This is a genomic window from Halobellus sp. MBLA0158, from assembly GCF_041477585.1.
In the GTDB taxonomy this organism is placed as follows: domain Archaea; phylum Halobacteriota; class Halobacteria; order Halobacteriales; family Haloferacaceae; genus Haloquadratum; species Haloquadratum rubicundus.
Genome location: NZ_JBGNYA010000002.1, coordinates 92,075 through 117,735, shown reverse-complemented (window position 1 = coordinate 117,735; position 25,661 = coordinate 92,075). Strand labels below are relative to the sequence as shown.

The 25,661-nt window shown below is 60.9% G+C and carries 25 protein-coding genes and 2 pseudogenes; 13 read left to right on the top strand and 14 right to left on the bottom strand.

Annotation, left to right across the window (positions count from 1 at the left end; genetic code table 11):
• The first annotated feature begins 346 nt into the window (after positions 1-346).
• A complete protein-coding gene (locus OS889_RS16440) occupies positions 347-1,885 on the top strand; it encodes a TrkH family potassium uptake protein (RefSeq protein WP_372391881.1) in 1,539 nt (512 codons plus the stop codon).
• A 210-nt stretch (positions 1,886-2,095) separates the two neighbouring features.
• On the opposite strand, the gene OS889_RS16435 is transcribed toward OS889_RS16440, so the two are convergent.
• The 3 genes from OS889_RS16435 to OS889_RS16425 are packed head-to-tail and all read right to left on the bottom strand — an operon-like array spanning position 2,096 to position 3,466.
• Positions 2,096-2,518, bottom strand: a complete 423-nt coding sequence (locus tag OS889_RS16435) for a universal stress protein (protein WP_372391879.1) — start codon at positions 2,516-2,518, stop codon at positions 2,096-2,098.
• Positions 2,519-2,525: 7 nt separating this feature from the next.
• Positions 2,526-2,675, bottom strand: coding sequence for a zinc-ribbon domain-containing protein (locus tag OS889_RS16430; RefSeq protein WP_372391877.1), 150 nt, complete (start codon positions 2,673-2,675; stop codon positions 2,526-2,528).
• An 11-nt stretch (positions 2,676-2,686) separates the two neighbouring features.
• Positions 2,687-3,466, bottom strand: coding sequence for an Lrp/AsnC family transcriptional regulator (locus OS889_RS16425; protein ID WP_372391876.1), 780 nt, complete (start codon positions 3,464-3,466; stop codon positions 2,687-2,689).
• Positions 3,467-3,984: 518 nt separating this feature from the next.
• On the opposite strand from OS889_RS16425, the gene OS889_RS16420 reads away from it, so the two are divergent.
• The gene (locus tag OS889_RS16420; protein WP_372391874.1) at positions 3,985-4,461 is read left to right on the top strand and encodes a universal stress protein; all 477 of its coding nucleotides are present in this window, start codon (positions 3,985-3,987) and stop codon (positions 4,459-4,461) included.
• Positions 4,458-6,701, top strand: a complete 2,244-nt coding sequence (locus OS889_RS16415) for an amino acid permease (protein ID WP_372391872.1) — start codon at positions 4,458-4,460, stop codon at positions 6,699-6,701. Before OS889_RS16420 ends, OS889_RS16415 begins: the two co-directional genes overlap by 4 nt.
• A gap of 547 nt (positions 6,702-7,248) precedes the next feature.
• On the opposite strand, the pseudogene OS889_RS16410 reads toward OS889_RS16415, so the two are convergent.
• Together OS889_RS16410 and OS889_RS16405 are read right to left on the bottom strand one after the other, a co-directional pair.
• Positions 7,249-7,755, bottom strand: a pseudogene (locus OS889_RS16410) (PIN domain-containing protein).
• Positions 7,752-8,121, bottom strand: a pseudogene (locus tag OS889_RS16405) (UPF0175 family protein). Before OS889_RS16405 ends, OS889_RS16410 begins: the two co-directional pseudogenes overlap by 4 nt.
• A 151-nt stretch (positions 8,122-8,272) precedes the next feature.
• Here OS889_RS16405 and OS889_RS16400 point away from each other — a divergent pair.
• The 3 genes from OS889_RS16400 to OS889_RS16390 all read left to right on the top strand — a co-directional run bounded on the left by OS889_RS16400 (position 8,273) and on the right by OS889_RS16390 (position 10,175).
• Positions 8,273-8,707: a TRAM domain-containing protein gene (locus OS889_RS16400; protein WP_372391870.1), complete on the top strand. Its 435-nt coding sequence runs from the start codon at positions 8,273-8,275 to the stop codon at positions 8,705-8,707.
• 194 nt (positions 8,708-8,901) lie between these two features.
• The gene (locus tag OS889_RS16395) at positions 8,902-9,777 is read left to right on the top strand and encodes a ParA family protein (protein ID WP_372391868.1); all 876 of its coding nucleotides are present in this window, start codon (positions 8,902-8,904) and stop codon (positions 9,775-9,777) included.
• Positions 9,774-10,175, top strand: coding sequence for a DUF7970 domain-containing protein (locus tag OS889_RS16390; protein WP_372391866.1), 402 nt, complete (start codon positions 9,774-9,776; stop codon positions 10,173-10,175). The genes OS889_RS16395 and OS889_RS16390 overlap by 4 nt, the downstream gene beginning before the upstream one ends.
• A gap of 412 nt (positions 10,176-10,587) precedes the next feature.
• Here OS889_RS16390 and OS889_RS16385 read toward each other — a convergent pair whose 3' ends face one another.
• Positions 10,588-10,980, bottom strand: coding sequence for a winged helix-turn-helix domain-containing protein (locus OS889_RS16385; protein WP_372392016.1), 393 nt, complete (start codon positions 10,978-10,980; stop codon positions 10,588-10,590).
• 110 nt (positions 10,981-11,090) lie between these two features.
• Between OS889_RS16385 and OS889_RS16380 the strand changes: the two genes are divergently transcribed.
• Positions 11,091-11,759, top strand: a complete 669-nt coding sequence (locus OS889_RS16380) for a DUF7509 family protein (RefSeq protein WP_372392015.1) — start codon at positions 11,091-11,093, stop codon at positions 11,757-11,759.
• A 56-nt stretch (positions 11,760-11,815) separates the two neighbouring features.
• On the opposite strand, the gene OS889_RS16375 is transcribed toward OS889_RS16380, so the two are convergent.
• Positions 11,816-12,679 carry a hypothetical protein gene (locus OS889_RS16375; RefSeq protein ID WP_372391864.1) on the bottom strand — a complete coding sequence of 288 codons (864 nt, stop codon included), beginning with the start codon at positions 12,677-12,679 and terminating at the stop codon, positions 11,816-11,818.
• 398 nt (positions 12,680-13,077) lie between these two features.
• Here OS889_RS16375 and OS889_RS16370 point away from each other — a divergent pair, with 398 nt between their 5' ends.
• Positions 13,078-14,106 carry a Cdc6/Cdc18 family protein gene (locus OS889_RS16370; protein ID WP_372391862.1) on the top strand — a complete coding sequence of 343 codons (1,029 nt, stop codon included), beginning with the start codon at positions 13,078-13,080 and terminating at the stop codon, positions 14,104-14,106.
• A gap of 105 nt (positions 14,107-14,211) precedes the next feature.
• Here OS889_RS16370 and OS889_RS16805 read toward each other — a convergent pair whose 3' ends face one another.
• Both OS889_RS16805 and OS889_RS16365 read right to left on the bottom strand, forming a co-directional pair.
• Positions 14,212-14,340: a DUF7571 family protein gene (locus OS889_RS16805; protein ID WP_443673232.1), complete on the bottom strand. Its 129-nt coding sequence runs from the start codon at positions 14,338-14,340 to the stop codon at positions 14,212-14,214.
• A 63-nt stretch (positions 14,341-14,403) separates the two neighbouring features.
• Complete coding sequence (locus OS889_RS16365; RefSeq protein ID WP_372392013.1) at positions 14,404-15,303, bottom strand: acyltransferase; 900 nt, start codon at positions 15,301-15,303, stop codon at positions 14,404-14,406.
• Positions 15,304-15,963: 660 nt separating this feature from the next.
• Here OS889_RS16365 and OS889_RS16360 point away from each other — a divergent pair.
• The 3 genes from OS889_RS16360 to OS889_RS16350 are packed head-to-tail and all read left to right on the top strand — an operon-like array spanning position 15,964 to position 17,838.
• On the top strand, positions 15,964-16,872 hold the full coding sequence (locus OS889_RS16360; RefSeq protein ID WP_372391860.1) for a hypothetical protein: 909 nt from the start codon (positions 15,964-15,966) through the stop codon (positions 16,870-16,872).
• A gap of 1 nt (position 16,873) precedes the next feature.
• The gene (locus tag OS889_RS16355; RefSeq protein ID WP_372391858.1) at positions 16,874-17,194 is read left to right on the top strand and encodes a DUF8156 family protein; all 321 of its coding nucleotides are present in this window, start codon (positions 16,874-16,876) and stop codon (positions 17,192-17,194) included.
• Entirely contained in the window at positions 17,191-17,838 is a 648-nt protein-coding gene (locus tag OS889_RS16350; RefSeq protein ID WP_372391856.1) for a ribonuclease H-like domain-containing protein, read from the top strand. The genes OS889_RS16355 and OS889_RS16350 overlap by 4 nt, the downstream gene beginning before the upstream one ends.
• 429 nt (positions 17,839-18,267) lie before the next feature.
• Here OS889_RS16350 and OS889_RS16345 read toward each other — a convergent pair whose 3' ends face one another.
• The 5 genes from OS889_RS16345 to uraD form a co-directional block, all read right to left on the bottom strand.
• Positions 18,268-18,687 (bottom strand): DUF3830 family protein, encoded by a 420-nt coding sequence (locus tag OS889_RS16345; protein WP_372391854.1) that lies wholly within the window; start codon positions 18,685-18,687, stop codon positions 18,268-18,270.
• A 70-nt stretch (positions 18,688-18,757) separates the two neighbouring features.
• A complete protein-coding gene (locus tag OS889_RS16340; protein WP_372391851.1) occupies positions 18,758-20,062 on the bottom strand; it encodes a Zn-dependent hydrolase in 1,305 nt (434 codons plus the stop codon).
• Between the two features lie 111 nt (positions 20,063-20,173).
• Positions 20,174-20,524, bottom strand: a complete 351-nt coding sequence (uraH, locus tag OS889_RS16335) for a hydroxyisourate hydrolase (RefSeq protein ID WP_372391849.1) — start codon at positions 20,522-20,524, stop codon at positions 20,174-20,176.
• The gene (gene pucL, locus OS889_RS16330) at positions 20,521-21,480 is read right to left on the bottom strand and encodes a factor-independent urate hydroxylase (protein ID WP_372391847.1); all 960 of its coding nucleotides are present in this window, start codon (positions 21,478-21,480) and stop codon (positions 20,521-20,523) included. The genes uraH and pucL overlap by 4 nt, the downstream gene beginning before the upstream one ends.
• Before the next feature lie 167 nt (positions 21,481-21,647).
• Positions 21,648-22,148 (bottom strand): 2-oxo-4-hydroxy-4-carboxy-5-ureidoimidazoline decarboxylase, encoded by a 501-nt coding sequence (gene uraD, locus OS889_RS16325; protein ID WP_372392011.1) that lies wholly within the window; start codon positions 22,146-22,148, stop codon positions 21,648-21,650.
• 341 nt (positions 22,149-22,489) lie between these two features.
• On the opposite strand from uraD, the gene OS889_RS16320 reads away from it, so the two are divergent.
• Both OS889_RS16320 and OS889_RS16315 read left to right on the top strand, forming a co-directional pair.
• The gene (locus OS889_RS16320; protein ID WP_372391845.1) at positions 22,490-23,896 is read left to right on the top strand and encodes a uracil-xanthine permease family protein; all 1,407 of its coding nucleotides are present in this window, start codon (positions 22,490-22,492) and stop codon (positions 23,894-23,896) included.
• A 277-nt stretch (positions 23,897-24,173) separates the two neighbouring features.
• Positions 24,174-25,547, top strand: coding sequence for a dihydroorotase (locus OS889_RS16315; RefSeq protein ID WP_372391843.1), 1,374 nt, complete (start codon positions 24,174-24,176; stop codon positions 25,545-25,547).
• The last annotated feature ends 114 nt before the right edge of the window (positions 25,548-25,661 follow it).

The following is a 25,661-nucleotide window of genomic DNA, read 5'->3' as shown; positions in this document are numbered from 1 at the left end:
TTCTCTACGAAATCTCAGAAGACATCACTAAATTGCTCCATACACATGCCGGTACTAAGACGTACAAAAAACTGTGTTTCTTCCCTTTCGTATCAATATACAAGGAATATCTATGAGCTCTCACTTCCCGATATCGACGATTTTCTAATCCACGGCTGTGAGCACGGTAGTTCGTATGGTCTTAGTATCGCTTGCTCGTTGATCGCCGTTTGTAGTAGGTACTGTGGAAGGAAACAAGAAAAGAAACACCAACTTATGAGACGAATCGGCCGACGAAATGACCAACCACCGTATGTCGAAACCACAATATGTCGCCGTTTGATATCCCTACCATAAGTTGGTCCGGATGCTGAACACACACGTCGATTACAGGGTGAGTGTGGCCTACGTCGGTGCTGTACTCAAGTACCTTGGGATTACACCGACGTTTCCACTGCTGTTGTCACTCTACTACGGGGAGGATCCGATCCCGTTCGTGGTGACGAGCGTCGTCATGGTCGGGAGTGGTTTTCTACTGGAACGGATCGACAGCGGTGGTGAACTAGGGAAGCGAGAGGCATTCCTCCTCGTGAGTCTGGCGTGGCTCGTTGTTCCCATCGCGGGGACCGTGCCGTATCTCGTTGCGGGTACTGGGACGGTTGCTCAGCCGGTCAACGCGCTGTTCGAGAGCATGAGCGGTTTCACCACGACCGGAGCGACTGTTCTTGGTGAGATATCCGTCGACACGCATGGGCACGCGATGCTGATGTGGCGACAACTCACCCAGTGGCTCGGCGGGATGGGAATCCTCGTCTTGATGGTCGCGATACTCCCGGAGCTCTCTGTTGGGGGTGCCCAGGTGATCAATCAAGAGGCTCCTGGGCTCGCTCTCGAGAAGCTCACACCACGAATACGGGAAACCGCACGCGCGCTCTGGGCGATCTACGCGGTGTTTACCCTCTTGGCTGCAGTCGTGTATTACGCGCTTCACCTGTTCGGCCTCGCGCCGAACATGGATCTCTACAACGCAATTGCCCACGCACTTACGACGCTGCCCACCGGAGGGTTTTCACCAGAAGCGCGCAGTGTCGAAGCTTTCTCACCCGCTGTTCAGTGGGCAGTAATGTTCTTTATGATCATCGCAGGGACCAATTTCGCACTGTTCTGGTACGTCCTCAAAGGTGAGCCTCAACGTCTCGTCGAGAACTCGGAATTTCGCTCGTATCTCCTCGCAATGGGGGGATTCGGCCTTCTCATCACGGCGACGCTCTTTGCGGGCGTCGGGCTCGCTCAGACGCCCGCGAACGTCGGCGTGATTCCTGGCAACCCGGAGAACGCACTTCGACAGGGACTGTTTCAGGTGATTGCGATCGTGACGACGACGGGATACGCCAGTATGGATTTCAACACATGGGACGCGTCTGCACAGACGATCCTGCTGTTTGCGTTCTTTCTCGGCGGTTCCGCGGGATCGGCAGCCGGTTCGGTCAAAATCGTTCGCTGGGTGCTTGTCAAGAAAGCTATCGATCGATCGTTTTTCACGTCTATCCATCCCGAAGCGGTCAGACCGATCCGACTGGATCAGAAGGCGGTCGATGAAAACACTGTTCGCGACGTCTTCGTGTTCGTGTTACTCTTTTTAGGACTGTTTTCGGTCTCGACGATGTTCCTCTACCTCGATAGCTTTCGAACACCCGAGGTTACGATGTCCGGACTGGAAGCGATGAGTGTTGCCATCGCCACGCTCGGGAACATCGGCCCCGGATTCGGCATTGTCGGACCGATGAACAGCTTTCTTTCGTTCACGCCGGAGGCAAAGCTCTATATGATATTCCTCATGTGGATCGGCCGTCTCGAAGTATTCTCTGTGCTTATTGTTCTCACACCGTCGTTCTGGCGACGCTAGCGTCGCGTTACCACCTTTCGCAGACTGTAGAAACGTACTCGTAGGTTGGGCTGTCGATCCCCACCGGTAGAGAGTGGTCTCGAATGCGGAGCCAGCTCCAAGACTGTCTCTCCCCGTCAGACACTCTTTTTCTACCACTCGTCGTTTCAACACGGATACGCCGTCTTGACGACACGCCGAAATCTACAACGCCCTCGTTATCGTTTGCGTTCACTCCTCTTGGCCGTCCGGGTCTGGCAAGGCGATGACTGGGCGGTTGGCCTCGCTAATCAGTTTGAGTGAACGGTCCCCAGCAAGGAACTGAACGATTCGAGAGCCACCGCGTGGCCGGAACATAATGGCGCTTACGTCCAGTTCGTCGGCCACTTCGATGATTCCGTCCACGACGTCGCGGCGGTAGTTCGTCGCGGTCTCGGCATTGGGGATGATCTTTTGGAACGCTGTAAACGCCTCGTCCGCGAGCTGCTCGGACTGATCGACAGGCGTCTTGTCCGGGACGCCTTCTCCCTTCTCAATGACGTGCAAGACCGTGACGCGGTCGGGAGCGTACGGTTCGAGCGCGAGGGCTGTCGCGCGTGCATCCTCGGGGTTGGCGACGGGAACAAGAACGTGACTGGTGACGTGAGTTGTCATGGATTTATTACGTGAGTTGGTACGTTGCGATATCTGCCGCGCCACACTCGGGGCACTGTTCGGCGTCTTCTTCGAGGGACGTACCACAGTTTCGGCATTCGTACAGGACAGTCTCGGAGCCGAACACGTGTCGGAGCAGCGTTCTCAGTGCAGGCATACTCTGTCATCTCACTGTGTATTTGGTTCCGACCGGGATTTGCGAAACGCCGACAGGGCAGCCGCGTCGCCACCGGCTCGTGAGAGGACGGTCACGATGTCGTCGGGTTGGACGACGGTGTCGCCGTGGGGAGTGAGTTCGAGATCGTCTCGCTCGATGGCGATGACGAGCGTTTCTTCGTCCAGAATACCCTGCTGAGACGCATCTTCGAGTGTGAGGTTTGCGATGGGAGCGTCGGCCTTGACCGTGACCTCTACCACGCTCGCGTTGCCGGTGAGACTGATGAAGTCGTTCGCTTCGGGTGTCTGCTCGCCGTCGTCGGGGTCGAACGGGCCGTATGGGGAGAACAGTTCCTCTTCGACGAGATCTTCGTCTTCGATGTGGATCCCGATGTCCGTGAGCCGCCGCGCGACCCGTCGGAGATCACTGGTGTTGTCGCCGACGGCGAGGACGTGAAGGTTGCGCCGACCGGTCATCAACGTCCGAACGTTGATCACACCCGGAATCGCCCGTGCTTCGTAGGCGAGTGCCTCACGATCGGTGACGGGGACGTCACAGAGGTAGAGGTTAGTGAGCTTGCCGCCGGCTAGCTCGAAATCGACCTGAGCGGTGTAGCCGCGGATGATTCCAGCATCCTCAAGTTTGTGGATGCGGTTCCGAATGGTTGCTCCGGAGACGCCGGCCTCTGCGGCGAGTGTGCTTGCGGACGTGTTACGGGCATCGTCCATGAGCGCGTGGAGAACGCGCCTGTCGATTTCGTCGAGTCGATGATCGGTGTTGTGGTAAGGCATGTGTGAACGAGCCTCATTTCGGTTTGCAAAACAAGATCCTGAACACAATCATATAACGCTTCCCTATGGTGGGATTTTTTTCAATATCGAATTTCACGCGCAGGTTCAGACGGAACTCAACACTGCCTCTGGACTGAACTGTGGAGCGATGCTCTTTGTCAAAAATGGCCGCGAGAACAGTTCTAAACCCGGAATTGACGCAGATTGGGTTTCACCGTCACATGGAGAGTTCGGCTGGCGTCCGACAGCCAGCTAAACCATAATATTTCTAAGTTAAAAATATCGAGTACCTAATTCTTCTAAATCAAAAACTCAATGCGAGATTTTATAGTGTCTCAAAACTCCTCTCGACTATGGACGGAAAGAAGGCCGACTGGAATCCATTCGGTAGACGCCGAGCGAGCGTCATCGCTCGCCGTCTCGGCACGGGATGGCGAATCCCACGGCGGCCGATCGCTCGAGAGTATCAGCCGAGTCAGCACTCGTGTGTATCGACGATCAGTGGAGGTGGCTGACGAATGTCTCTCCTCAACCACGTCGTCGTTCCAGTCGCCAACGAAACGGACGCAACCGTGACCGCAACTGCCCTGACACCACATATGAGTGATATTCGACGCATCACTGTGGTGCATGTCATCGAAAAGGGGGGCGGAGTAGTCGACAAAGCACCAATGGAGAAACGGCAGGCAGACGCGAGAGAGTTCCTCTCGGCTGTCGAATCACGACTCGGCGACGAGGTAGTGGTCGAACGCCGACTCGAATTCGGGACGAACGTCGCCGAGACGATCGTCGATACCGCGCTCGACGTCAGTGCAACAGCGATTGCCTTCCGTCCTCGCGGAGGCAACCGTCTCGCCCGATTACTCTCGGGCGATACCGCGGCCCGACTTGTGACCGCTCCCAAACTCCCGGTCGTTTCACTCCATGCGGTAGATGAGACCCGCTTGTCGCTGAACGATCGCAAGCGGGCAGGCGGGACGGAGGTCGGCGAATGAGCGACGAAGAACTCGCGAAGGACCTCGGACTGCTCTCGGCGTTGACCATCGGGATCGGGACGATGATCGGTGCGGGGATCTTCGTGCTGCCAGGTGTGGCAGCCAGCACGGCCGGCCCAGTCGTCGTGATCTCGTTCGTGATCGGTGGGGTCATCGCGATGGTGAACGCGCTGTCGGTCTCCGAACTCGGGACAGCCATGCCGAAAGCCGGCGGCGGCTACTACTACGTCAACCGGGCCCTCGGCCCCCTGTTCGGTTCCATCGCGGGCCTCGGCGACTGGATGGGGCTGGCGTTCGCGAGCGCGTTCTACAGCATCGGCTTCGGGCAGTATCTCGCGACTCTGATTCCGATGCCCGGGCTCTTGTTCCTCACCGACATTCAGGTCGGTGCGCTCGTCGCTGGTGCCGTCTTCGTGGGCGTCAACTACATTGGTGCCAAGGAGACTGGTGGGGTACAGACGGTCATCGTCACTATTCTACTGGCAATCCTGACCCTGTTCGCAGTCCAGGGCTGGCTGTCGTTCGACCTCGCGACACTCCTCAGCGACGGTGGGGCAGCGCCGTTCGGCTACGGTGCGATTCTCCCGGGGACGGCACTGGTCTTCGTTTCGTTCCTCGGGTACGCGAAAATCGCGACCGTCGCCGAGGAGCTAAAGAACCCCGGGCGGAATCTCCCACTGGCGATCATCGGCAGCGTCGTCATCGTGACTATTCTCTATGCAATCTTGGTGAGCATCATGCTCGGGGTGGTGCCGTGGGCGGATCTGAGCCAGAGTGCACCGCTCACACAGGCAACGCAAGTCGCGTTCCCCGGCGAGCTCGCGGGAATTGCCGTAACGATTGTCACGCTTGGCGCGCTGCTCGCGACAGCGTCGAGCGCGAACGCGTCGATCCTCGCGTCAGCACGGATCAACTTCGCGATGGGCCGCGATCGGATCGTCACCAACTGGCTCAACGAGATCCACCCGTCGTACGCGACGCCGTACCGGTCGATACTCGTCACCGGTGCGATGATCGTCGTCTTCATCGCACTCCTAGGCCAGGATATCGAGGTGCTCGCGAAGGCAGCGAGCGTCCTGCACTTGGTCGTCTACGCACTGATGAACGCCGCACTCATCGTATTCCGGGAAACCGATCCCGACTACTCCCCCGCGTTCCGGGTGCCGTTGTATCCGATCACACCCATCCTCGGAATGATACTCTCACTCGGCTTACTGGCGTTCGTTGGCCAGCGTGAACTGCTCCTGTCTGCCGCCTTTGTCGTGGCGGCGCTGGTGTGGTACTTCGCGTACGCACGCCGTCGGGCCGATAGACAGGGGCTCCTCGGCCGACACATCCTGAACCGCGGGGAGGAGCTACCCTCCCCCGTCGTCGACGCAGCCGCAACCGTCGCACCGAATGGTTCGGGAGCGGACACGGACGTTCCGACGACGATGGTCGCACTCTCGAACCCCCGGACCGAACACTCGCTCGTCGCATTGGCAGCGGCGCTCGCGAAACACGACGACGGACGGCTCCTCGCAACCCACGTCATTCAGGTGCCGGACCAGACGTCGCTGGCGGCAGCCGCCGATCGGCGCGAGCGCATTTCGGAGACCTCGGAGAAACTACTGGCTGATGCCCGGGCCGACGCCGAAGCGCTCGGGGTCCCCGTCGAGACACGGACGATTCTCTCGCATCAGGGCATTGGCGAGGTGTTCGATGCGGCTCGCGCTCACGATGTCGACCGGCTCATCATGGGTCATCAGGGAACGCGTCTCGCGGGAAGCCGTGCCGAAGGGGCACTCGACGAGTTGATTCACGATCTACCCTGTGACGTGCTCGTCCTCGACGGACAGGAGTTCGATCCGAGCGAGATCCTCGTCCCGACTGCGGGCGGCCACTCCTCTGAGCTGTCTGCGGAAGTTGCCCGGGCACTACAGGAGACAGCCGACGCGAACGTCTCGGTTCTCCACGTGGCTGAGGATGTGGAGACGGGTCAGGAGTTCTTGGAAGAATGGGTCACTGAGCACGGACTGGACGAGGTCAACTTACTTGTAGAGACGGGTGATGTCGAAACCGCGATCGGAGATGCCGCGACTGGTCGGACGCTGGTCATCGTCGGAGCCACAGAGCGGGGGCTACTCTCGCGAATCGTCGGAGGGGCGCTGACGTTGTCCGTCCTAGACGACCTCGACACGACTGTGTTACTCGCCGAACGGCCGCATTCTCGCTCGATTCGAGAACGACTGTTCGGTTGAGTCCCCCTTGAGATTCTCCTCCCACTCGAAAGTTGTAACATACTACAAAACAGTCGTCTGAACGTGTCTGAGAGAGATAACATTCCGACTGAGAATACCTCCCGATGGCCAGGATACATCATGTTGGCTGGGCTGTTTTGTATTATCGCACGCATACTCGCTCGTCTTATTGTACGCTCTACGCCACTTCTCGACGAGGTCTCAACTGGGGTGGGTTACCTCGGTCTCTTCTTGATTTTTATCGGGTTCTTCATCCAGATATTATCCGAAGAGTAATATTCGTGCCATCGAGGTGCGGGAGTTGAGAATAGTAGTCGTACTCAATGACCGTTGAGCCGTAGGCCCAAGTAAGAGAAATTGTCAAAAAAGATCTGAGAGACGTATGCATTAAGAAAGACAGTCTCAACTATTGTTTCTCTGCAACAGATGAGCGTACAGATCTAGAAACCGTTGCTCGCTCTCCTCGTACAGCCGTCTGTCGGCTTCACTCATCGGTAATAGACGTGTTCACGGGCACACTAATCAGGTGTTTCGAACCCTAAATCAGTCATCGATACTCCGAGATCGTTCGATACGGGACGTAGTAGCCGATCTCGTCGATCCACGTCGACAGCCACTCATCAGCGGTTGATTCATCGATCTTCCCAACATCGATTGCAGCCAACAGAACGCCAACCGATCCGACAACGGTCACGCCCTGGTCTTTCGCAAACGATCAGGCATCTCCGTCGTCTGTCAGCAGCCGACCGTCGTGTGCGTCGGCAAGAGCGAACGCCTGTGCTTCCCCGGGGTCGAGATGCTCACCAACAACGGCTTCTCTGTTTGCGACAGTATCCGAAATCGTCGCGACTGGGATTTCGTCATCAAGCGTATCGAGTGCTTCCTGGAGATATGGGTGATTATCGATGCCGTGTTCGAGCTCCTCACGCACGACTGGTACCGTACAGATTCCAGAGAGCCTAGCAACTACCCACAGCTGATCGATGTACGCGAAGTTCGAGAGGACAGTCGTGTTCAAGACGCTCGGGTTCGCTGGGAGATCGTTACCTGTCATTTAGCACGTGACTCCTCATCAGACGAGTCCTCATCATCGAATTCGAGTTCGCGTGCTGCCTCTACTTCGTAGGCTGCGTCGTCTTCGTCAACGAGCCCGAGGCGGAGTTTAACACCGTGCTCACGGAGGATGTCACGCATCGTCCAGCGGTCGACATCAGCGAGTCTGGCGGCATCACCGAGTGTGATCCGCTCGCGTTCGTAGAGGGGCGACCGCAGCTGCAATACGTTCGTTCTCGTGGTCCTCGAAGTATTCACGCACGAACTCGCGCAACGCGTCGCTCTTTCCCCCGAACACACCAGCCTCGACAGCTCCCTCAATGAGGAGGTCGAGGTCATCTGGATAGGAGCCGGTGATTCGTGCCATCGTTCTATCCCAGACTACGCCTTCATACTATTTATGAACTGCGCCAGAATGCCATATGCATTGAGACGACCAGTCTCAACTTCTGTTTCTCCAGGCAGATGATTCGATGCACACCCCAATTACCTTTAGCTACTCCGCTGTACAGGCGATAATGGCAGAAATTCCAGATTCCCTTCGACTTCTGTTCGAAGCTACGCTCGAAGAACACGGTGACCGATACAGTATCTCGATTCCTCAAGAGATGATCGACGAGAGCTCCCTCACCACGAATGACGTCTTCCGGGTTGCGTTGCTGGCTGCTCCAGACAGAACCCGGAACGAAACGGACGACCGAGAGATAGTACCGAACGACGATCAGCTTTCGACATCCCAGTGGGAAGAGACACCACCGGTTGAAGAAGGCGAAATACGGTCAGTAACTATCGACACATTAGGTGACCAGGGTGATGGTCTTGCGAAAGTCGAGCGAGGATTCATTGTGATCGTTCCAGGAACCCAACCGGGTGATAAGGCCGAGGTCAGGATTACCGATGTGAGGGAATCAGTAGCATTTGCCGAGCCGGTAACGGATCCGGAAGTGAGGTAACGGGGCCACTTCTTCGGTCCTCGTATTTAGCAACACCAATAAGTGATTCACGCCATTACATACATTCATTAATTGTGTTCATTTACTGTGTTCACTAGCTATGTTCATTAGTGAACGTAACTGCACCACACAAAGAAATACAAAAATGAATGAACACACCGAAGATTCAAGATGAATGGCATCAATGAATAGGTATGCTGGCGTACTCAACGTACAGCGAAGCAGGTGGGGTGGGGAAAACGACAACGGCCGCTAATCTAGCCGTTGCACACGCACGAGCGGGCTTGAAGCCGTTAGTCATCCCTCTTGATCCGCAGGACGGCGACCTTTCACGGCTCTTTGGAATCGACACCGATCGCACCGAATCCGTCGATAACCTCGTCCGACATATGATTCGGCGACCCAGTGGTGAGTTCGATGATCTCATCCGGACTGTCGAAGGCGTCGACATCGTTCCGGAACACAATATGCTCTCGGACCTCGCCGAATACCTCCAACGCGAAAAGGACCAAGCGGAAGCGATGGGAGAGGCGTTCGGAATGCACGCACAGCTACTTCGGGTTCTTCGGGAAGCTGGCGTCCCGGACAAATACGATGTACTCATCTGTGATCCGCCGGCCACCGAGGGGCCGCATCTCTACAACGCCATCCACGCAACGCGTTCGCTGGTCATTCCCGTCGAACCGAGTGCTAAGGGACGAGCCGCCGTCGAAGGACTCGAATCACTTGTCGCCGGCCTTGAGGAACAACTGGACGTCGAAGTGGGCGTGCTTGCTGCGGTGCCAGTTGGATTCAAGAACACGCGAGATCAGCGGACAATTCTCGAAGAGATCGACTACCCAGTTCCGGAAATCATCGGCGAGCGGGCATCACTGATGGAAGGGTGTTGGATGCAACAGTGTTCAGCATTCGAGTACGTCCGTGAACACCGCGATCGACAGCGGGACTACGAACTCGAGACGTTGGCCCAGTTCGATCGGATCGCACGCCACTTGGAACAACAGGTCGGAATTGAGGCGCCGAATCCACCGAATCCGGGCGACCTCAACCACGAGGTGCTATCCGTATGACGGGGATGAAAGAGGGCGCGGGTGAAGATCCGTTTGCATCGAGCGATGAAAGTGCAAACGCGACCGAAGATACCGATTCTCGTGATTCATCCTCCGCTGAAGTGGAAACGACACGGACGGAGACAACGCAATCGTCTCGAACACGACAGTCGATACAAATCCCGTACAAATTCCGACGAGAGGGCGTCCAAGAGGGCCGTGATCGCGTCCCATTATTCCTGCAGAGCGACACAAAAAGCAGTGAACGTGAGGCACAGCGGGAGCTAGAGGAGCGTTTTGACGATAACGTCTCACTGACTGACCTTCGCGAGGCGCTGATGAAGACGGGTCTGAATCATCTCGACGAGGTCGAAGCACACCTCGAAGAGTGGGGCTACGGGATGACCTTCGAGGAGTAATTAGGTTTTGTAGAGTCGACGAGCACCCTTGCCGTTGTTGATCTACAGTTGGAGGCGAACCGGAAACTCACTCTCGTCGCGGTGACACACTGCAACGAGACTCACTTCTCCGATTTCTACACCGGGGGGGGATCTGCCCGTCGACGGATGCCTCAGGTTGGTCCTCCACGTCACGAGTGGCAGGGAGGTAAACTACCACCTGTGAATAGTTCTATGATACCTTTATCTAGTAAGTATCCGGCTTCATAGTGATCACCTCGGGATGTGGATGTATGCTATATCAGACCAGCATCCCCACTACTGACCAAACAGGGTGATGCTCGATGATGGGCTGTAACCGATTGCAGGACGGGGGGCGGTTCTCGAAGTATTCGGCACGCCAGACCCAGAGGGAGGCTTCTTCGGCGGTGCCCTACGAGTATGCGTCGTTGAACGCGCGCTCGCGCCGCATCAGTTCCTCGACGCCGTGTGTTAAGATGCTGCGTCCCATCGCAGTCGGTCGATAATACGTGTAGAAGCCTTGACTGTCAGCAGTTCGGCGCTGACGCTTATCGACGAGTCCGACATCGACCAGTTCATCGAGATGATAGTGGAAGTTGTGTGACTCGACGTCGACCGCGGCCTTGAGATGAGCGGCACTCAGCTCGTCGTTGGCCACGAGCGTACGTAGGATCCGAAACCGCGTCGGATGACCGATCGCCTGTTGCATCGCGAGGTACTCCTCGAGCGCCAACCCGCTTTCCTCGGGGAGCGGCGGCTCTGGACGGCGCACATCCTCGGATGATTGACGGTCGGTTTCGGACATCTTGGCAGCCTCAGATTCATATTCGAGTGCCATCTACTTAGTCGTTCTCGACTAGAATATTCTTTACAACACCGTTATTTATATACAAACCATCCAAATCGGCGATGCGAATGCGGCAACGAATTATCGAGCATCTCCCTCGTGCCGTCGGTGATTCGGATGCACTCGCGCCTGTCCGGCGCGAGCAGTTTCTCGTCTATTTGATGGGGCCGTACCGGACGTTCGACGTCGACGCGCTGCTGCCGACTGACGCCGACGTCGACACTGATGCGCCGTCGTTTGCGTCGTGGGACGAGACCAGCGGTGAGTACGCCGAAGACGAGGTCTTGCGACTGCTCCAAGAGACGCGGGACTGCCTCCGTGACCGGGGCTTTAACGCATTTCTGGCGATCGATGTCGGGATCCCACTCGAAGAGATGGACGCCGCCACACAGAGCATCGCCTTCGCACGCGCGAGCAACGCAACGGTGTTCATCGCCCCACAGGTCGGTGATAACCTCGGTGTCGGCATCGAAATCGGGAGCGTACTCGAGGACCTCTTCTCGAGGGGCGAGATGGAGGGGCCGGCGGCCGACGTGACGCCACCGGAACGTACGCGCCGGGTGATGGTCGCGACCGAGCCAACAGTCCGCAGTGCGATGCTCGGTGCCGTCCAGACGCGCTGGGATGCAAGCGTCCGGACGTTCACCGATGCAGCGGACTGCTGTCGGCTCTGTGCGCAGTTCTGTACACACATCCAGAACGAAGAACTCTACGGGTCGCTCGATCGGATCGATTGACCCCGGCCGGCGACACTATCTTTTGCGCCGGGCGAGGATTCGCGCTGATACCCTCACTAGACTGACGTCTGTGCCCCGTCAGTAGATTCTGTGTCCCACGAGACTGTCTCGGATGCTGCTGGGTCGATGTCGGCGACGAATCGCATCGTCGTGAAGTTTGCTCCCAAACCGAGGACGCTCCCTGCGAGAATGCCAACTGGCAGACCAAGTACCGGCACGTTCACGACGAAGCCAGTGGCGAACGGTGACACCCCGAAGACAAACAGCGCAAAGCCGATCGTGTACGTCACGTACGGCCCGCCCTGTACCGCCAATGCATACGACTGCCGAGCGGCGTCAATCAATCCGTTCCCACGGAGCACGATCAGGTACGGGGTTGGATAGAAGAGATACGCTGCACCGAGATAGAGCACCATCGCCGGGAGCACAAACAGCAGTGCGGCTCCGCCGACACTCTCGGTAAGGGAACCGACCCCGAAAATCCCGAACGCAAGGGGTAGCAACGCGAGATACGGAACCGCGGTCACGATCAGGAACGGGCCGAAATACTGGCGACACTGCTGGACGAAGTCGTAGGGCTCGCCCAGAAGCGCATTTTTCAGGCTCCCGAAATAGCCTGCCTGGAGGAGTGCTTGGAGGCCGATCAGCACTGGCACGGTGACGACTGCGACCGGCAGCATCTCGATCGGAAGCCCCGTGTTTACCGTTACGCCAGAATTGGGGACGCTCACGAACTGCCACACCGTAATCACAGATAGTGGAAAGCCGAATTTGAAGCCGATATGTCCACCATCGAATCCGACTACAGTCAGGATCTTGTTCGTATTCAACAACGCAATCACGATCGGCACGGCGGTCAATACGAGATGCTCTCGCGCACGCTCCATCCCCGCTTCGAGGCGAGTCACGAGTCCCGGCATCGCTCAGTCGTCGCTCTCCCGATGGGGAGTGTCTGCGTGTAGCTGCTCCCTTGGCGGAGTCTTCCAGTCGGTTTGAGGGCGGCCCCACTCCCGACGACGGTACCCGGATGCGTGCTCGCCGGTCATATCACGTCCCGTTACTGACGGCATACAAGTAAACCCGCTCTTGACTCAAACACTGACTGAGCGACGACAGTTGGCAGTCCGCGTGTCATCATATAGTTCACTGTCGCTTGGAGTCCACCCCCGTCTCGCGCTTCCCGGAACTGGTCTGTTTCCGAAAACAAATCACCCGACAGCGGCGTTTCAAGCAGGACCCAAAGCCCGGATTCGATTTTCCGGAAAGACCCCAGTCAGTATTTAGTACCGATGCGAGATACGTGTGAAGCGAACGCTGTATGATCCGTGATGCTCGCGTCCTCCGTGCCGGCTTCGTTCCCCGTGAGGTCGAGCATCGCGACGCGGAAGTGAATCACCTCTCCAGCGTCCTCGAACCGATCACGAACGGTGAGCCTGCTGATACCGCGATCGTGACCGGGCCGAGTGGAGCCGGGAAGACCTGTATCTCGAAGTTCGTCATCGAACGGCTGCGCGAAGAAGTCCTCGACGTCGAGGCGACCTACGTCAACTGCTGGCAGAACTACACGCGGTTCCGTGCCCTCTACCAGATCCTCGACGATCTGGGACGGACGATCGACATCCATCGCCAGTCGACCCCACACGACGAGCTCATCGATCGCTTACAGCAGTACGACGACTCCCGGACGGTCGTGATCCTCGATGAGGCCGACCAGCTCGAGGATCCGGGGTTGATCTATAACCTTCACACGGTCCCGCAGTTCGCGGTGATCTGTATCGCCAACAACGAGGAAGAGTTGTTCGGGCGTGTCGACGACCGACTCGTGAGTCGGCTGCGGTCCAGCGAGCACGTCCGAATGGACAAGTACCACAACGAGCAGCTCGTCGATATCCTGCACGCCCGCGTGGAGTGGGGCCTCGAACAGGACGTCATCACAGACGATCAGCTCTATCGAATCGCCGATGCCGCTGCCGGCGACGCCCGACTGGCAATTGGGATCCTGCGGACGGCGGCGAGTACTGCTGATCGAACGAATACAGACCGGATCACCGATAATATGCTCCTTGAGGCGGCCGACGACAGCCGGGCACAGATCCGGCAGAAGAGTCTCGACTCGCTTACACCTCACCAGCGCACAGTCTACGACATCCTTCGGGAGCACGGACCGCTGAGCCCGGGCGAGATTCACGACCGGTACGCGGACGCCGTTGACGATCCCCGAACGCAGCGTACCGTTCGGAACTATCTCTCGAAGATGACTCAGTACAATCTTCTGGAAGCCGAGGGCACCAGCCGGGACCGGACCTATTCTATCGTAGATCCCCCTGCTACTTCGACGAACAACTAAGCTACCCCGTTATTTTCTCATCTGATCTCCTGAATCAGCTATTGGAACAAGAGTGCGTATCGTGTGATCCCCGCGTCGAAAATACCATTTGAGAGTGAGCATCGTTCAGGTGGATACCTGACCACCAACCCAACCAAGATCGTCGTCGGTGAGATCTATGAGATCGGAACGATACGCCGGACAGTAGTCAGGGGTACCCAATTCGCTACGAGAACGTACACCGCCCCGCCACACTTCACGCAGCCGGTCGTCTTCGACGACGGTCGCACAGTCCGCCCGAGGTCCGGAACGACATCCTTAGTGTCCGTTCGAGGGCGCGAGGTTCCGGTCGAACTCGTCGAAGAAAGCCACGTCGTTGTCCAGTTCACGGTCGAGTTCCCGGGACGATCGTCTGTCCGTCAGGGCACCGGGATCGTCGGCGACGGACTCCCACCCGGGTTTGACCTTTACTCCTTCAGCAGGGGAGCCGACGGCAATGTGGTGTGCTGGCACGTCTCCCCGGACCATCGCAGAGGTGCCGACCATCGCGTTCTCGCCGATCCGACAACCGGCGTTCACCATAGCATCGTAGCCCAGGCGTACGTCGTCCTCGATGACCGTCCGGTAGGTGGTCACGTCGGACTGGTCGACAACGTCGTGGCCGTGGGTGTGGATGTGGGCCCGGTCCGCGATAGAGACCCGGTCGCCGATGACCAGTTCGCCCCGGTCGTCGAGCAACACGTCGTTGTGGACAACGGTGTTGTCGCCCATCTCGATGTTGTGGCCGCACTGAATCTTGATGCCGCCGAACAGACGGAGGCCGTCGCCTGCGTCTGCGAAGAGATGGTTGGCGAGCATCTGACGGAACGGGAGCGCGAACGCGACGTTGTTCGACAGCGGCGAGAGGTCGAAGCCGCGCCAGAGGTACTGGAGGTATTTCGCTTCCTGAATTTCCTCGTATTCCTGCTCGGCCCAGTGTTCGGCCTCGATGAAGGCGTTTTTCGGGTTGTAACTCCGGAGTCTGACCCGGGTCATCGGCGGTAGCTCCCGACCGGCCCGATACTGCTCGTACACTTGGCGCTCCCCGAAGAGGTCGACGAGCGTCTCTTGGACCACCGTTGCGGTGTCGGCGTCCGATAAGAGCCGTCTATCAATGTGATTGACGGCCTGGTCGATAACGTCCTGTGCGTCCGACGGGAGTTCGATGTGTCGTTTCATAAGTCGTAGTGGCGTTTCGGGTGGTATCCGCGTCGGAACAGCGGTTGGTCGCCACACACGATAGCGGCCACACCACCTGTGTGGATGGTGTCACTTCCAACAATCGTCCGTGTGATATAATAGCATCCACCATATTAACTAATTTTTGCTGAAACCATCGGATTATTGTAAGACACTAATTTCGGCCCTCAGGGACGGATACTACGGCGTGTGCGGACACGTTTCCATCCAGGGAACCGGGCGTGTTTCCGGGAGATAGTCGTTCAGTATGAGCTAAGGAAGAAAATCGTGCGCTATATATTGACACCACGGGTACCGCCGTTCATACCAAAGGTCAGTGAGCGGACGGTGCACCGTGAGAAACGTGAAACAAGAAGGGGTGTCGTGCTGCATTCAATCTCTCTTTCTTGCAGGAATATCCTCCCAGTGAACGGATAGATGAACTTCGCGGTGGTAGCTCTTACACCTGAACTGAGCGATCGAGTCTTGCACGACGACTCCATCCAGGATCTTGGACCGAGCACCCGGAACCAGCTCCGGAAATCGGCTACTCCCACTCGAGGTGACCGTCCGAGCCAGTAAGATGGGGGGACCCGCTTTTCGGCAGTTTCCGGAAACGCCACACCGTCGCTTATCCGAATCTCGTCTCTCTGACAGTGTATGCGTCAGCAACGACACACCGACCCCCCTGGCGAAGACGCGATGGCAGTTCGGCGTCCGACCCGGCCAGCAGACCAGAACCGAGACCTCGTCGAACGGGTGGACCCGGGAACGGACGCGTCGCTGTTGCCCTCGCTTGATACCGGTCTGGTGCTGCTTGATCTGGACCAGTCACGTGGCGTCCCAGTTGTCCACTCCCTGGTCTTAGATCACCTGCTCCTCCACGACGGGCCAGCGTTCTGGATCGATGCCCGGGGCTACGCGACGACCACCAGCCTCGCACAGCTCGCCCCCAGTCCTCGGTTGCTCGACCGTATCAGCGTCGCTCGCGGGTTCACGCCGTACCAGCATTACGGCGCCGTCTGTGGGTTCTCCGACGCCGTAGCGCGGACCATTCGTGAGGATACTCCGGTCACGCCGTCGCTTCTCGTCGCACCAGCGCTCGATGCCCAGTACCGTGCGGCGGATGTTCTCTCCGAGCGGCAGGCGCGTACACTCCAAGCACGGACGCTCGCCCGCTTGACGGCATACGCCGATGCCTACGACGTCCCGGTGCTACTGACCCGGACGGCAGCCGACGAGTTCGCGGCACCGATCGAGGTGGCCGCCCAGCACCGGCTACGATGCAAGCAGACCCGATTCGGGCCCCGGTTCGTCGGCGAGGATTTCGAGACGCTAGTCTACCCTGTCGACGACGGCTCGTACTACCAGACCACGCTTGCGTACTGGCGCCAGCTGCTCGGGGTTCGAGCCGAACAGGTGGGCATAAAGTCGGTCCGTAATACGGCACAGCCCCGCTCGGCGTCGACGGTCGGTTCCAGTGTCACGCCATCGGGCGAACGGATGACGCTTCCAGCGGCGCCTCTTCAGGACGCGTGGCTCGATGCGGCGCCGGCCGGGGGGCCGTAGGATGGGCCGGACCAATCCGACCTATCGTGACGCCTTGCGGGCGATCGAAGAACGCTGGGCGACGTTCCGGCGAGCGCTCCGAGGGCGCGATCAGCCCCGGTTCGATCGCTTGTTCGAGTATGCACGCGCGCACGCCGATGCAAGCGGGTTGTTGAACCACCAGACACCGCTGCTACCAGCACTGGTCAGTATCGACCTCGAACAGGAAGCACACCTCGAGGACCACGAGGAGCGTCTGGCAGCACTCGAACGGCGAGTGTCCAAACTCGAGGACGAATCATCGCATCCAGCCGTCGACCGTGACACGGGAGGAGCGGAATGACCGAGTTGATGACGATCGCCTTCGATATCGAGACGACGGGATTTGAGACCGAAGACGAACTCACAGTGATCGGGTTCGACTCGGCGGTGGCGTCCCGGGTGTTTCTCAACACTGGAGGAACGACACCGCCCGAAAGTCTGGCTGAGCGGCTGAACGAGACCTTTCAGGCGCCGGTCCAGCTCTCGCTCCACGACAGCGAACAGGATCTCCTGACAGATCTGGCGACGTTCGTCACCGCGACGCTCAGGCAGCGTGACGCGAAACTCGTCGCGTACAACGGTGAGCGGTGGAATGGCGGGTTCGACTTGCCGTTTCTGCGGACGCGACACTGCAGGCACGGCCTCGAGTGGCCCTTCGGCGCGCTCCCGTACGTCGACGTGATGGACGTCTTCGAGACTCGGTTCAATACTAGCAACGACTCCCTGAGTGGTGTCTGCGAGGAATTGCTCGGCGCCGGACTGAACGAACTTGATCCGTTCTCCGACAGCCGTGAGGCCGTCTCCGCTTGGGCGGACGGCCGCTTCGAGCCGCTCGTTGTCCACAATGTCGCCGATATCCGGCGCACTCGGGCACTGATGGCACTGGCAGAACGGTACTGCTCGAAGTCGGATTTCTCGATGAAGTCGCTCGATCCGATTGCGTGAGGCGTTGTTTCAGATTTCTCTTCCGCTCCGACCGCCGCGGTGGCGCCTGCACATTCGAGAGGCGCAAACTCCGAGAGCGTCCGGCTGGCGGTTCCCGGAACTCGTTCCGGAAACGCGGACGTACAGGCCAGCGGCGAGAAAACGGCACTCTGAGCGGTCTCGGGGCTATCCATTGAACTCCGGAAACGACACGCCATCGCTAATTGGCAGTTCGACAGTGCTAGAGCGATAGATGCCGTTCACAATCGACTTCCTGGACGACGGTCGCGTGTTAGGGAGGCAACCGCCGACAGTACTGTGGTGGGCGAGCACGATGGCTACATCCGATGCTCCTACATAGCCGCCCGTGATTGGCCGACATATCGGCGTCAAGCGAGGACCGAGGAACCACCGAGAAGCCAGAATGAGTCCGACGACGACCGGGCTCGTTCAGTCGGCCAGCCTGAGAGTCGCGCCGAGCACCCCTTCCCGGAGGGTCCGTTCCTCAATTTCGACGAGTCGATCGCGAGGCGTCTCGAGCGTGGCGAAGTGATTGCCGGCAAGTTCGCCGGCCGGGCTCTTGAAACACGTCGGCCCGCAGGGAACGAGGATTTCCTGTTCGTTCCGATAGCCCGGATACAGCAACAGGTCGCCGTACGACGGATATACGGTGTGGTTCTCCCGGGGCAATTCCGGAAGGTCAATGTCGTCAATGTTGATCCAGGTGGCGTGGCCGCTCCACCTGACGTGCATCAGTTCGGTGTGAAGGGGCGTGAACTCCCTCACTGCGGCGACCGACGCCGGCGCGGCGTCCGGGAGGAACGACGCCGAGAGCACCTCGCCATCGACGACGAGTTCGAGGTCGCTCACCGTTCGCCCCCCGGTCGGCGGTCGGTCTGCGGGTCGGTTCGCTCCTGTCCGTTCGGGTACTGAAGTGGATTCATTGGGTGTGTTCGTGTTTCGTTCGTCTGTTCGGATTCGGGTCGCCGTCCGTGGCCAACGTGTACAGCGCCGTCGTGAGCACGTCGGTCGCGACGGCACAGTCGATCCAATAGGTCCGCTCGAGCGGGTTGTGCGAGTGGCCGCCCTCCGAAGGGGCGAACAACAGCCCGGCGTCGGTCACGGTCGCGATTTGCATCGTGTCGTGGCCCGCGCCGGAGTGGACGTCCGCGGTCTCCACTCCCAGAGCGTCTCCGGCCCTGTGGACCGCGTCCCGGCAGACCGAGGCCATCTCCACCGGTCGGATCTCGTAGGGGCGGGCGAGCGTCGTCTCCACGCCGCGGTCCGCTTCGAGGGCGTCGAGCGTCTCCGCCGCCCGGTCGACGAGCCGTTCGATCACGGCGCCGTCCACGTCGCGAACGTCGACGCTGAACTCGACGGACCCCGGGATCACGTTGACGACGCCTGGATCGACCGACAGCTCGCCGACGGTCGCAACCGCGGTGCCGTCCGGCCCGGCTTCGGCTTGTGCCGCGCGTTCCATCTCCAGGACGAACTCGCTGGCGGCCGCGAGCGCATCAGTCCGCTCGGACATCTTCGTCGAACCGGAGTGCTCGGCCGTCCCCTCGATCGTCCCGCGGAGCCGGCTGGTCCCGGTGATCGTCGTCACGACGCCGAGCGGGACGCCCATCCGTTCGAGCCGCTCGCTCTGTTCGACGTGGAGTTCCAGCCACGCGTGCAGGCCGCTCGCGTCGAAGCGGTCGTCGCCGCGGAAGCCGATGTCGTCCAGCACCTCGCCGAGCGTCCGGGTCCCGTCAGAGAGGCCAAGCGCCGCCTCGACGTCGAGTTGGCCGGCCGCCACCGACGATCCGAGGACGCCGTTGGCGAACCGCGTCCCCTCCTCGCCGGTGAAGCTGACGACCTGGATCGGACGGGGCGGGGTCACGTCGGCGTCCTGCATCGCCCGGACCGCTTCGAGCCCTGCGTAGACGCCGAGCGGGCCGTCGAAGATCCCGCCCTCGGGAACAGAGTCAAGGTGGCTGCCGACGCCCACCGGAGCCGCGTCGGCGTCGCACCCCTCGGGCGCCCACGTCCCGACGATGTTCCCGACGGCGTCGACGTTGACAGAGAGATCGGCGAAGATCATCCGCTCGACGAGGTGCTCGCGGGCGCGCTGATTCGGCTTCGTCCCCGGCAGCACCGTCCGGCCCTGTCCGTCCTCGGTCGGCACCGCGCCAAACTGTGCGTTGCGTTCGATGTCACGCCGGAGGCGCTCGCAGTCGACGGGGAACCGCCGCCCGTTCATCCGCACACCTCGGAGGTCGCGTGGGTCCCTGCCGGTCGGTGCGCCTCGGGCCGCTCGGCTCCCAGTGGCGTGCGAGCGCCGTCCGCCCGGCCGGCCGTTCGGAGCACTCCTTCAGCTCCCGCGGTAGGTCGTGTACCCGCCGGGCGACAGCAGCAGCGGCACGTGGTAGTGCTCGTCGGGATCGTCGATGACGAACCGGATCGGAACCGACTCCAGGAACGTCGACTCCGACCCTCGCTCCCGGTAGTACGCGCCGACCTCGAAGACCAGTTCGTACGTGCCGGCGGCCATCTCGTCCTCGTCGAGCAGCGGGTCGTCAAGCCGCCCGTCGTCGTTCGTCGTGCCCCGAGCGAGCGTCGCCCGTTCGCCGTCCGAGGGGAGCCTCTCGAGCGTCACTGTGACGCCCTCCGCGGGCCCCTCTCGGCTCGTGTCGAGCACGTGCGTCGTCAGCGCCGCGCTCATTCCGCGTCCCTCTCTAGATCGCTCCGATCCATCGAGAACTGCTGGAAGCCCGTGGGCCGGGGCGGCTCGCGCAAAACCTTCGCGTCGCCTTCGAGGTCGTCGCGGACCTTCAGCCAGGTCCGGTTGTTGGCCTCGAAGCTGACCGATTCGAGCTGCGGGAACCGCTCCAGCGTCCGCTCGCCGATCCGGTAGATCAGGTCCTGGATCGAGTTCACGTCGAACTCGTCGAAGACCACCTGGGCGATGTCGCGCACCTGTTCGGCCGGGACGTACCGTTCGGGGTCCTCGCCCAGCGCGTCTTCGGCGTCCGCATAGGTCCAGAAGATGTCCAGCGTGACGTAGAGCGTCCGGTTCTCGCGCTCGGGCAGCGTCGTGTACTCGTCTTGGACGTAGCCGACGAACGAGTTATCCTTCACTTTCACGAGTTCGATCCCGGTCACGCCGCTGGTGTGCTCCTGAATGGCCGCGTCCTCGCTGCGGTCAAGATAGACCTCGCCGAAGCCCGACTCTCTGTCGGCGACGCGGAACACCAACTCGCTCGACTCGAACCCGTCCTCGCCCGGCACCGGACGCTCGTCGAACGGGAGTTCGTCGGCCGAGACGCGGATCGCATCCATCTGGGGGTACTGCTCCAAGAACCCCTCGCCGACGAAGTGGAGGAACCCCTCGAGGGTGGCCCCGTCGTACTCGCCGAGGTGGTGGTGGATGAAGTTCTTCATCGTGTCCGTCGGCACCACCATACTGTTGTCGCCCTCGCTAAACGACGGCAGGAATGCCTCGCCCTCGACTTGGACGCGTACCTCGGCGCCGAAGATGGTGTTATCACGGCCGGTAAACTGCGATTCGGGGATTGTCCGCATCCCCTCCAGCGACGTCCCGAACGTGCGGTAGACCGCGACCTGTTCCTTGCCGTAATTCATCGTCCGCTGCCCGTCGGTCTCCGAGGCGTCGGTCATCGGCGGCGGCCCTCCCGTCGGCGGTGAGATCCGGTCTTGTTCATCGTCACTCCTACTCCGATAGACTGAATAAAATATCTTATCATCGGTTCAAAATGTAGACGAACGTCGTGCTTCGGTCGAGATGTCGAAACAAGCGTGTATTAGATTCGGTACCTCACCGACGGCTACGACAACAGCTCCTCAAGCCTGAGGCGGGCGATCTCGTGGACCTGCTCCAGCGCGGTCCGGAACTCCTCTGCTTCGCTGTTCTCGATGCGCCGTTCCATCGCCGCCTGGATCGCGTCCGGTGACGCGCCCCGCACCGCCATAATGAACGGGAAGCCGAAGCGCTCGCGGTACGTCTCGTTGAGGCGCTGGAACGTCTCGTACTGTTCCGGAGACAGTTCGTCCAGCCCCGCGGACGCCTGCTCTTGTTCGGACGTGTCGGTCATCTCCGTCTGTTCGCCGAGGTCCGGATGCGCCCGCAGCAGGTCGAGCTTCCGCTCCCGCGACGCGTCCTCGACGGCGCGCGACAGACGGTCGTGGAGGGCATCGACCGACGAGAACGGTCGGTCGGCGCGGGCCCGTTCGGCCACCCACGGCGAGGACTCGTAGACGCCGCCCAGAATCTCCACGAACGTCTTCCCGTCCGCGTCGTTCAACTCTTCGAGGGTGAGGTGGTCCATCTCGTCGGCGAGGTCCGGATAGCCGACACTTAACCGCTCGCCTCCCACACGGTGGCTGGTCGCAGTCGACTTCGCGACCGCACGCTGGGAAGCGGCCGCGAGGTTGACGTGGCCGTCCGCGAGCGGACGCACGGAGCGACCTCACGGAGCCACAGTCGTATGTGGCGTGTGTCCGTGTGCCACATCCGCTCGTCAACGCGTCACGATAAAATCAGAAACTACTGCCCTACCGGGGCGAAATTCCACCAGTGATGTCTAATTTTCCGGCTTTCAAAACGAATATAAAAATATTATGTGTATAAAGAAAGACATTAAATAATCGAATTTTGCTACGCTTGGCTATGGCTAACGAGACCAGTTCGGTCGTACTGTACGACATCGAGGACAAACCGCCGCTCGGGGAGGCGATCCCGCTCGGCCTCCAACACGTCCTGGCGATGTTCCTGGGCAACGTCGCCCCGCCGCTGATCCTCGCGGGGGCGGTCGGGTCGGTGACCGGCGAGACGACGTTCCTGGTCCAGATGGCGCTGATGGTCGCTGGCGTCGCGACGATCGTGCAGGCGTTCCCGATCGGTCCCGTCGGCGCGCGGCTACCGATCGTGATGGGGACGAGCTTCGCGTTCCTGGGGCCGCTGATCGGCATCGGCACTCAGTTCGGGATCGCGGCGGTGTTCGGGGCCGCGCTTGTGGCCGCGCCGGTCGAGATGGTGATGGGCCTCTCGCTGGACCGGTTCCGCGAGTACTTCCCGCCGCTCGTCACCGGGATCGTCGTGATGCTGATCGGGCTCACGCTCATCCCCACCGGGATGAACTACGCGGCGGGCGCCTCCGCGGGGCCCTCGGCTGCCGGGTACGGGTCGTTCACCAACCTCGGGCTCGCCGGCCTCGTGTTGATCGTCACCGTCGGACTGAACCAGTTCTTCGAGGGCTTTCTGCGGATCGTCAGCGTCTTCGTCGGGATCGTCGTCGGGTACCTCGCCGCGCTCACACTCGGCGTCGTCGACCTCTCGGCCGTCGCCTCCGCCGGGTGGGTGACCGTCCCCGTCCCGCTGAAGTACGGCCTCGCCTTCGAGCCGAGCGCGATCCTCACCGTGGCGTTCCTCTATCTCATCACCGGGATGGAGACCATCGGCGACATCTCCGGGACCGTCTCCGCGACCGGGCGGGACGCCACTCAGACGGAGATGCGCGGCGGGCTGATCGCCGACGGCGTGATGAGCGCGTTCGGCGCCGTGTTCAACGCGCTCCCCAACACCTCGTTCTCCCAGAACGTCGGCCTGGTCAACTTCACCGGCGTCGCCAGCCGGTACGTCGCCGGGATCGGCGGCGCGTTCCTCGTCGTCCTGGGGCTGATTCCGAAGGTCGGCGCGGTCGTCTCGGCGATGCCCGACGCGGTGCTCGGCGGCGGCGCGCTGGTCCTGTTCGCGATGATCTTCTCCTCGGGCGCGCGGATCGTCGCCCAGAACGTCACGCTGGATCACCGCAACTCGACGATTCTCGCCCTCTCGATGGCGCTCGGCCTCGGCGTCGCATTCCGTCCGGAGATCCTCCAACAGTTCCCCGCGGAGATCCAGACGCTGTTCGGATCCGCGCTCGTGACCGGCGGCTTCACCGCGCTCCTGCTCAACATCGCGATCCCCGGCGGCGGCGTCGGCACCGGCCCCACCGAGTACTCCGACGGCCTCGCGCCGGAGACGCCCACCAACCTCGAGGAGGACCTGCCGGAGTCAGCTTCAGCGGACGACTGATCCTCGTCGGTCCCCGACTTCCGAGTGCGAGTGCCCCGACCGCAGATCATACACTCCGGCCACGACGACGCGCCACACGGCGACACGGCGTGTGTCCGCTCGAAAGTATAAGTTCGCCCGGGGCGACCACTCGGGGTATGCACTCCTCGCTCCACTCCGCAGTCATCGCCCGTCGTCGAGGATCATATCCCGGCACGCCACAGACAGCTGCCGATCGCCCGACGGCGACTGCCGGCTGTCAGCCCCCGACGGCCACTCGCGTCGCGGCCCGCCGCCGATGACCATCGACACGCTCGTCGCCGGCGGAACCGTCGTGACCGCCGACGGAACGTACGAGGCGGCCGTCGGGATCGACAACGGCACCATCGTGGGCGTCGGCGACGAGACGGCGCTGCCGACCGCGGACCGCCGAGTCGACGCCGACGGGAACCTCGTCCTCCCGGGCGTCGTCGACCCACACACCCACATCGCCGGCTACAACTCTGTCGACTCCTACGAGAGCGGGACCGCGGCGGCCGCGGCCGGCGGCGTCACAACCCTTCTCACGTTCGCGTGGCAGGGCTGGGACGACGGCGATTGGACCGATGGAACGCTCAGGGAGGCCGTCGAGCGCCATCGAACCGACGCGACCCCGCTGATCGACTGCGGCGTCCACCCCGTCATCACTCGGGAATCCCGGGCCGTACTCGAAGAACTCTCGGACCTCGTGGAGGACGGCGTCACGTCGTTCAAGATGTTTACGACCGACGACATCCGCCTGTCGAACGGGTTCATCGGCGAGGTGTTCCGCGAACTCGCCGACCTCGGCGCCGTCGGAATGGTTCACACCGAGGACTACTCGGTGTGCGAACGCCGCGGCGAGGCAGTCCGCGCGGCCCCCAACGGGGCGTCGACCGCGGCGTACCCCCGATCGCGGCCCGACTACGCCGAGGCGATGGCCGCGGACTCGATCGCCCGGGTTGCCGTCGCGGCCGACGCGAAGTACTACGGTGTTCATACGACCTCCGAGGCAGCCGCCGACGCCATCGCGGCCGTCCGCACCGACGGCTCGAACGTCAGAGCCGAGACGTGTACCCACTACACCGTGTTCGACGAGTCGCTCTACGGACGCCGCGGCAACGCCGCGATTATGTCGCCCCCGTTACGGACGCCGAGCGACATCGACGCGCTGTTCGAGGAGCTGCGCGACGGCGTGCTCTCGGTGGTTTCGACCGACCACGTCCCGCTCCCCGAGTCGCGAAAGACGGACGGCCCGTGGTGGGAGAGCGCCTTCGGCGTCAACGGCCTGCAGGCCAGCCTCCCCGTGTTCCACGACGAGGCGGTACGAAACCGCGGCCTCTCGTATCCGACGCTGGTCCGACTGCTGTGTACCGCTCCCGCGCAGACGTTCGGCCTCCTGAGGAAGGGTCGGATCGAGCCCGGCGCCGACGCCGACCTCGTCGTGTTCGACCCCGAAGAGACCCACACCATCTCCGCCGATCGGCTGCACTCGAACGCGGACTACTCGATCTACGACGGCCGCGAGGTCACCGGACGGGTGAAGCGGACGTTCGTCCGCGGCGAACTCGTCGCTGCCGACGGCGACATCGTGGGGGATCCGGGTCACGGACGGTTCCTCGACCGTTCGATCCCGGATTGGGACGAGCAGTGACCGTGTCCGTGCCCCACTGATAGACGCCACGGTTGCACTGTCGCGTCGGCGTCGAGACTTGCGCCATACCTCCGTCCGTGTGGCGGCGCAAGTGTTTTGCCCCGGTAGCCGCCC

Coding starts and splice junctions, on each gene's coding strand:
- OS889_RS16440 (WP_372391881.1), top strand. CDS start 347: ATGCTGAACACACACGTCGATTACAGGGTGAGTGTGGCCTACGTCGGT.
- OS889_RS16435 (WP_372391879.1), bottom strand. CDS start 2,518: ATGACAACTCACGTCACCAGTCACGTTCTTGTTCCCGTCGCCAACCCC.
- OS889_RS16430 (WP_372391877.1), bottom strand. CDS start 2,675: ATGCCTGCACTGAGAACGCTGCTCCGACACGTGTTCGGCTCCGAGACT.
- OS889_RS16425 (WP_372391876.1), bottom strand. CDS start 3,466: ATGCCTTACCACAACACCGATCATCGACTCGACGAAATCGACAGGCGC.
- OS889_RS16420 (WP_372391874.1), top strand. CDS start 3,985: ATGTCTCTCCTCAACCACGTCGTCGTTCCAGTCGCCAACGAAACGGAC.
- OS889_RS16415 (WP_372391872.1), top strand. CDS start 4,458: ATGAGCGACGAAGAACTCGCGAAGGACCTCGGACTGCTCTCGGCGTTG.
- OS889_RS16400 (WP_372391870.1), top strand. CDS start 8,273: ATGGCAGAAATTCCAGATTCCCTTCGACTTCTGTTCGAAGCTACGCTC.
- OS889_RS16395 (WP_372391868.1), top strand. CDS start 8,902: ATGCTGGCGTACTCAACGTACAGCGAAGCAGGTGGGGTGGGGAAAACG.
- OS889_RS16390 (WP_372391866.1), top strand. CDS start 9,774: ATGACGGGGATGAAAGAGGGCGCGGGTGAAGATCCGTTTGCATCGAGC.
- OS889_RS16385 (WP_372392016.1), bottom strand. CDS start 10,980: ATGTCCGAAACCGACCGTCAATCATCCGAGGATGTGCGCCGTCCAGAG.
- OS889_RS16380 (WP_372392015.1), top strand. CDS start 11,091: ATGCGGCAACGAATTATCGAGCATCTCCCTCGTGCCGTCGGTGATTCG.
- OS889_RS16375 (WP_372391864.1), bottom strand. CDS start 12,679: ATGCCGGGACTCGTGACTCGCCTCGAAGCGGGGATGGAGCGTGCGCGA.
- OS889_RS16370 (WP_372391862.1), top strand. CDS start 13,078: ATGATCCGTGATGCTCGCGTCCTCCGTGCCGGCTTCGTTCCCCGTGAG.
- OS889_RS16365 (WP_372392013.1), bottom strand. CDS start 15,303: ATGAAACGACACATCGAACTCCCGTCGGACGCACAGGACGTTATCGAC.
- OS889_RS16360 (WP_372391860.1), top strand. CDS start 15,964: ATGCGTCAGCAACGACACACCGACCCCCCTGGCGAAGACGCGATGGCA.
- OS889_RS16355 (WP_372391858.1), top strand. CDS start 16,874: ATGGGCCGGACCAATCCGACCTATCGTGACGCCTTGCGGGCGATCGAA.
- OS889_RS16350 (WP_372391856.1), top strand. CDS start 17,191: ATGACCGAGTTGATGACGATCGCCTTCGATATCGAGACGACGGGATTT.
- OS889_RS16340 (WP_372391851.1), bottom strand. CDS start 20,062: ATGAACGGGCGGCGGTTCCCCGTCGACTGCGAGCGCCTCCGGCGTGAC.
- uraH (WP_372391849.1), bottom strand. CDS start 20,524: ATGAGCGCGGCGCTGACGACGCACGTGCTCGACACGAGCCGAGAGGGG.
- pucL (WP_372391847.1), bottom strand. CDS start 21,480: ATGACCGACGCCTCGGAGACCGACGGGCAGCGGACGATGAATTACGGC.
- uraD (WP_372392011.1), bottom strand. CDS start 22,148: ATGGACCACCTCACCCTCGAAGAGTTGAACGACGCGGACGGGAAGACG.
- OS889_RS16320 (WP_372391845.1), top strand. CDS start 22,490: ATGGCTAACGAGACCAGTTCGGTCGTACTGTACGACATCGAGGACAAA.
- OS889_RS16315 (WP_372391843.1), top strand. CDS start 24,174: ATGACCATCGACACGCTCGTCGCCGGCGGAACCGTCGTGACCGCCGAC.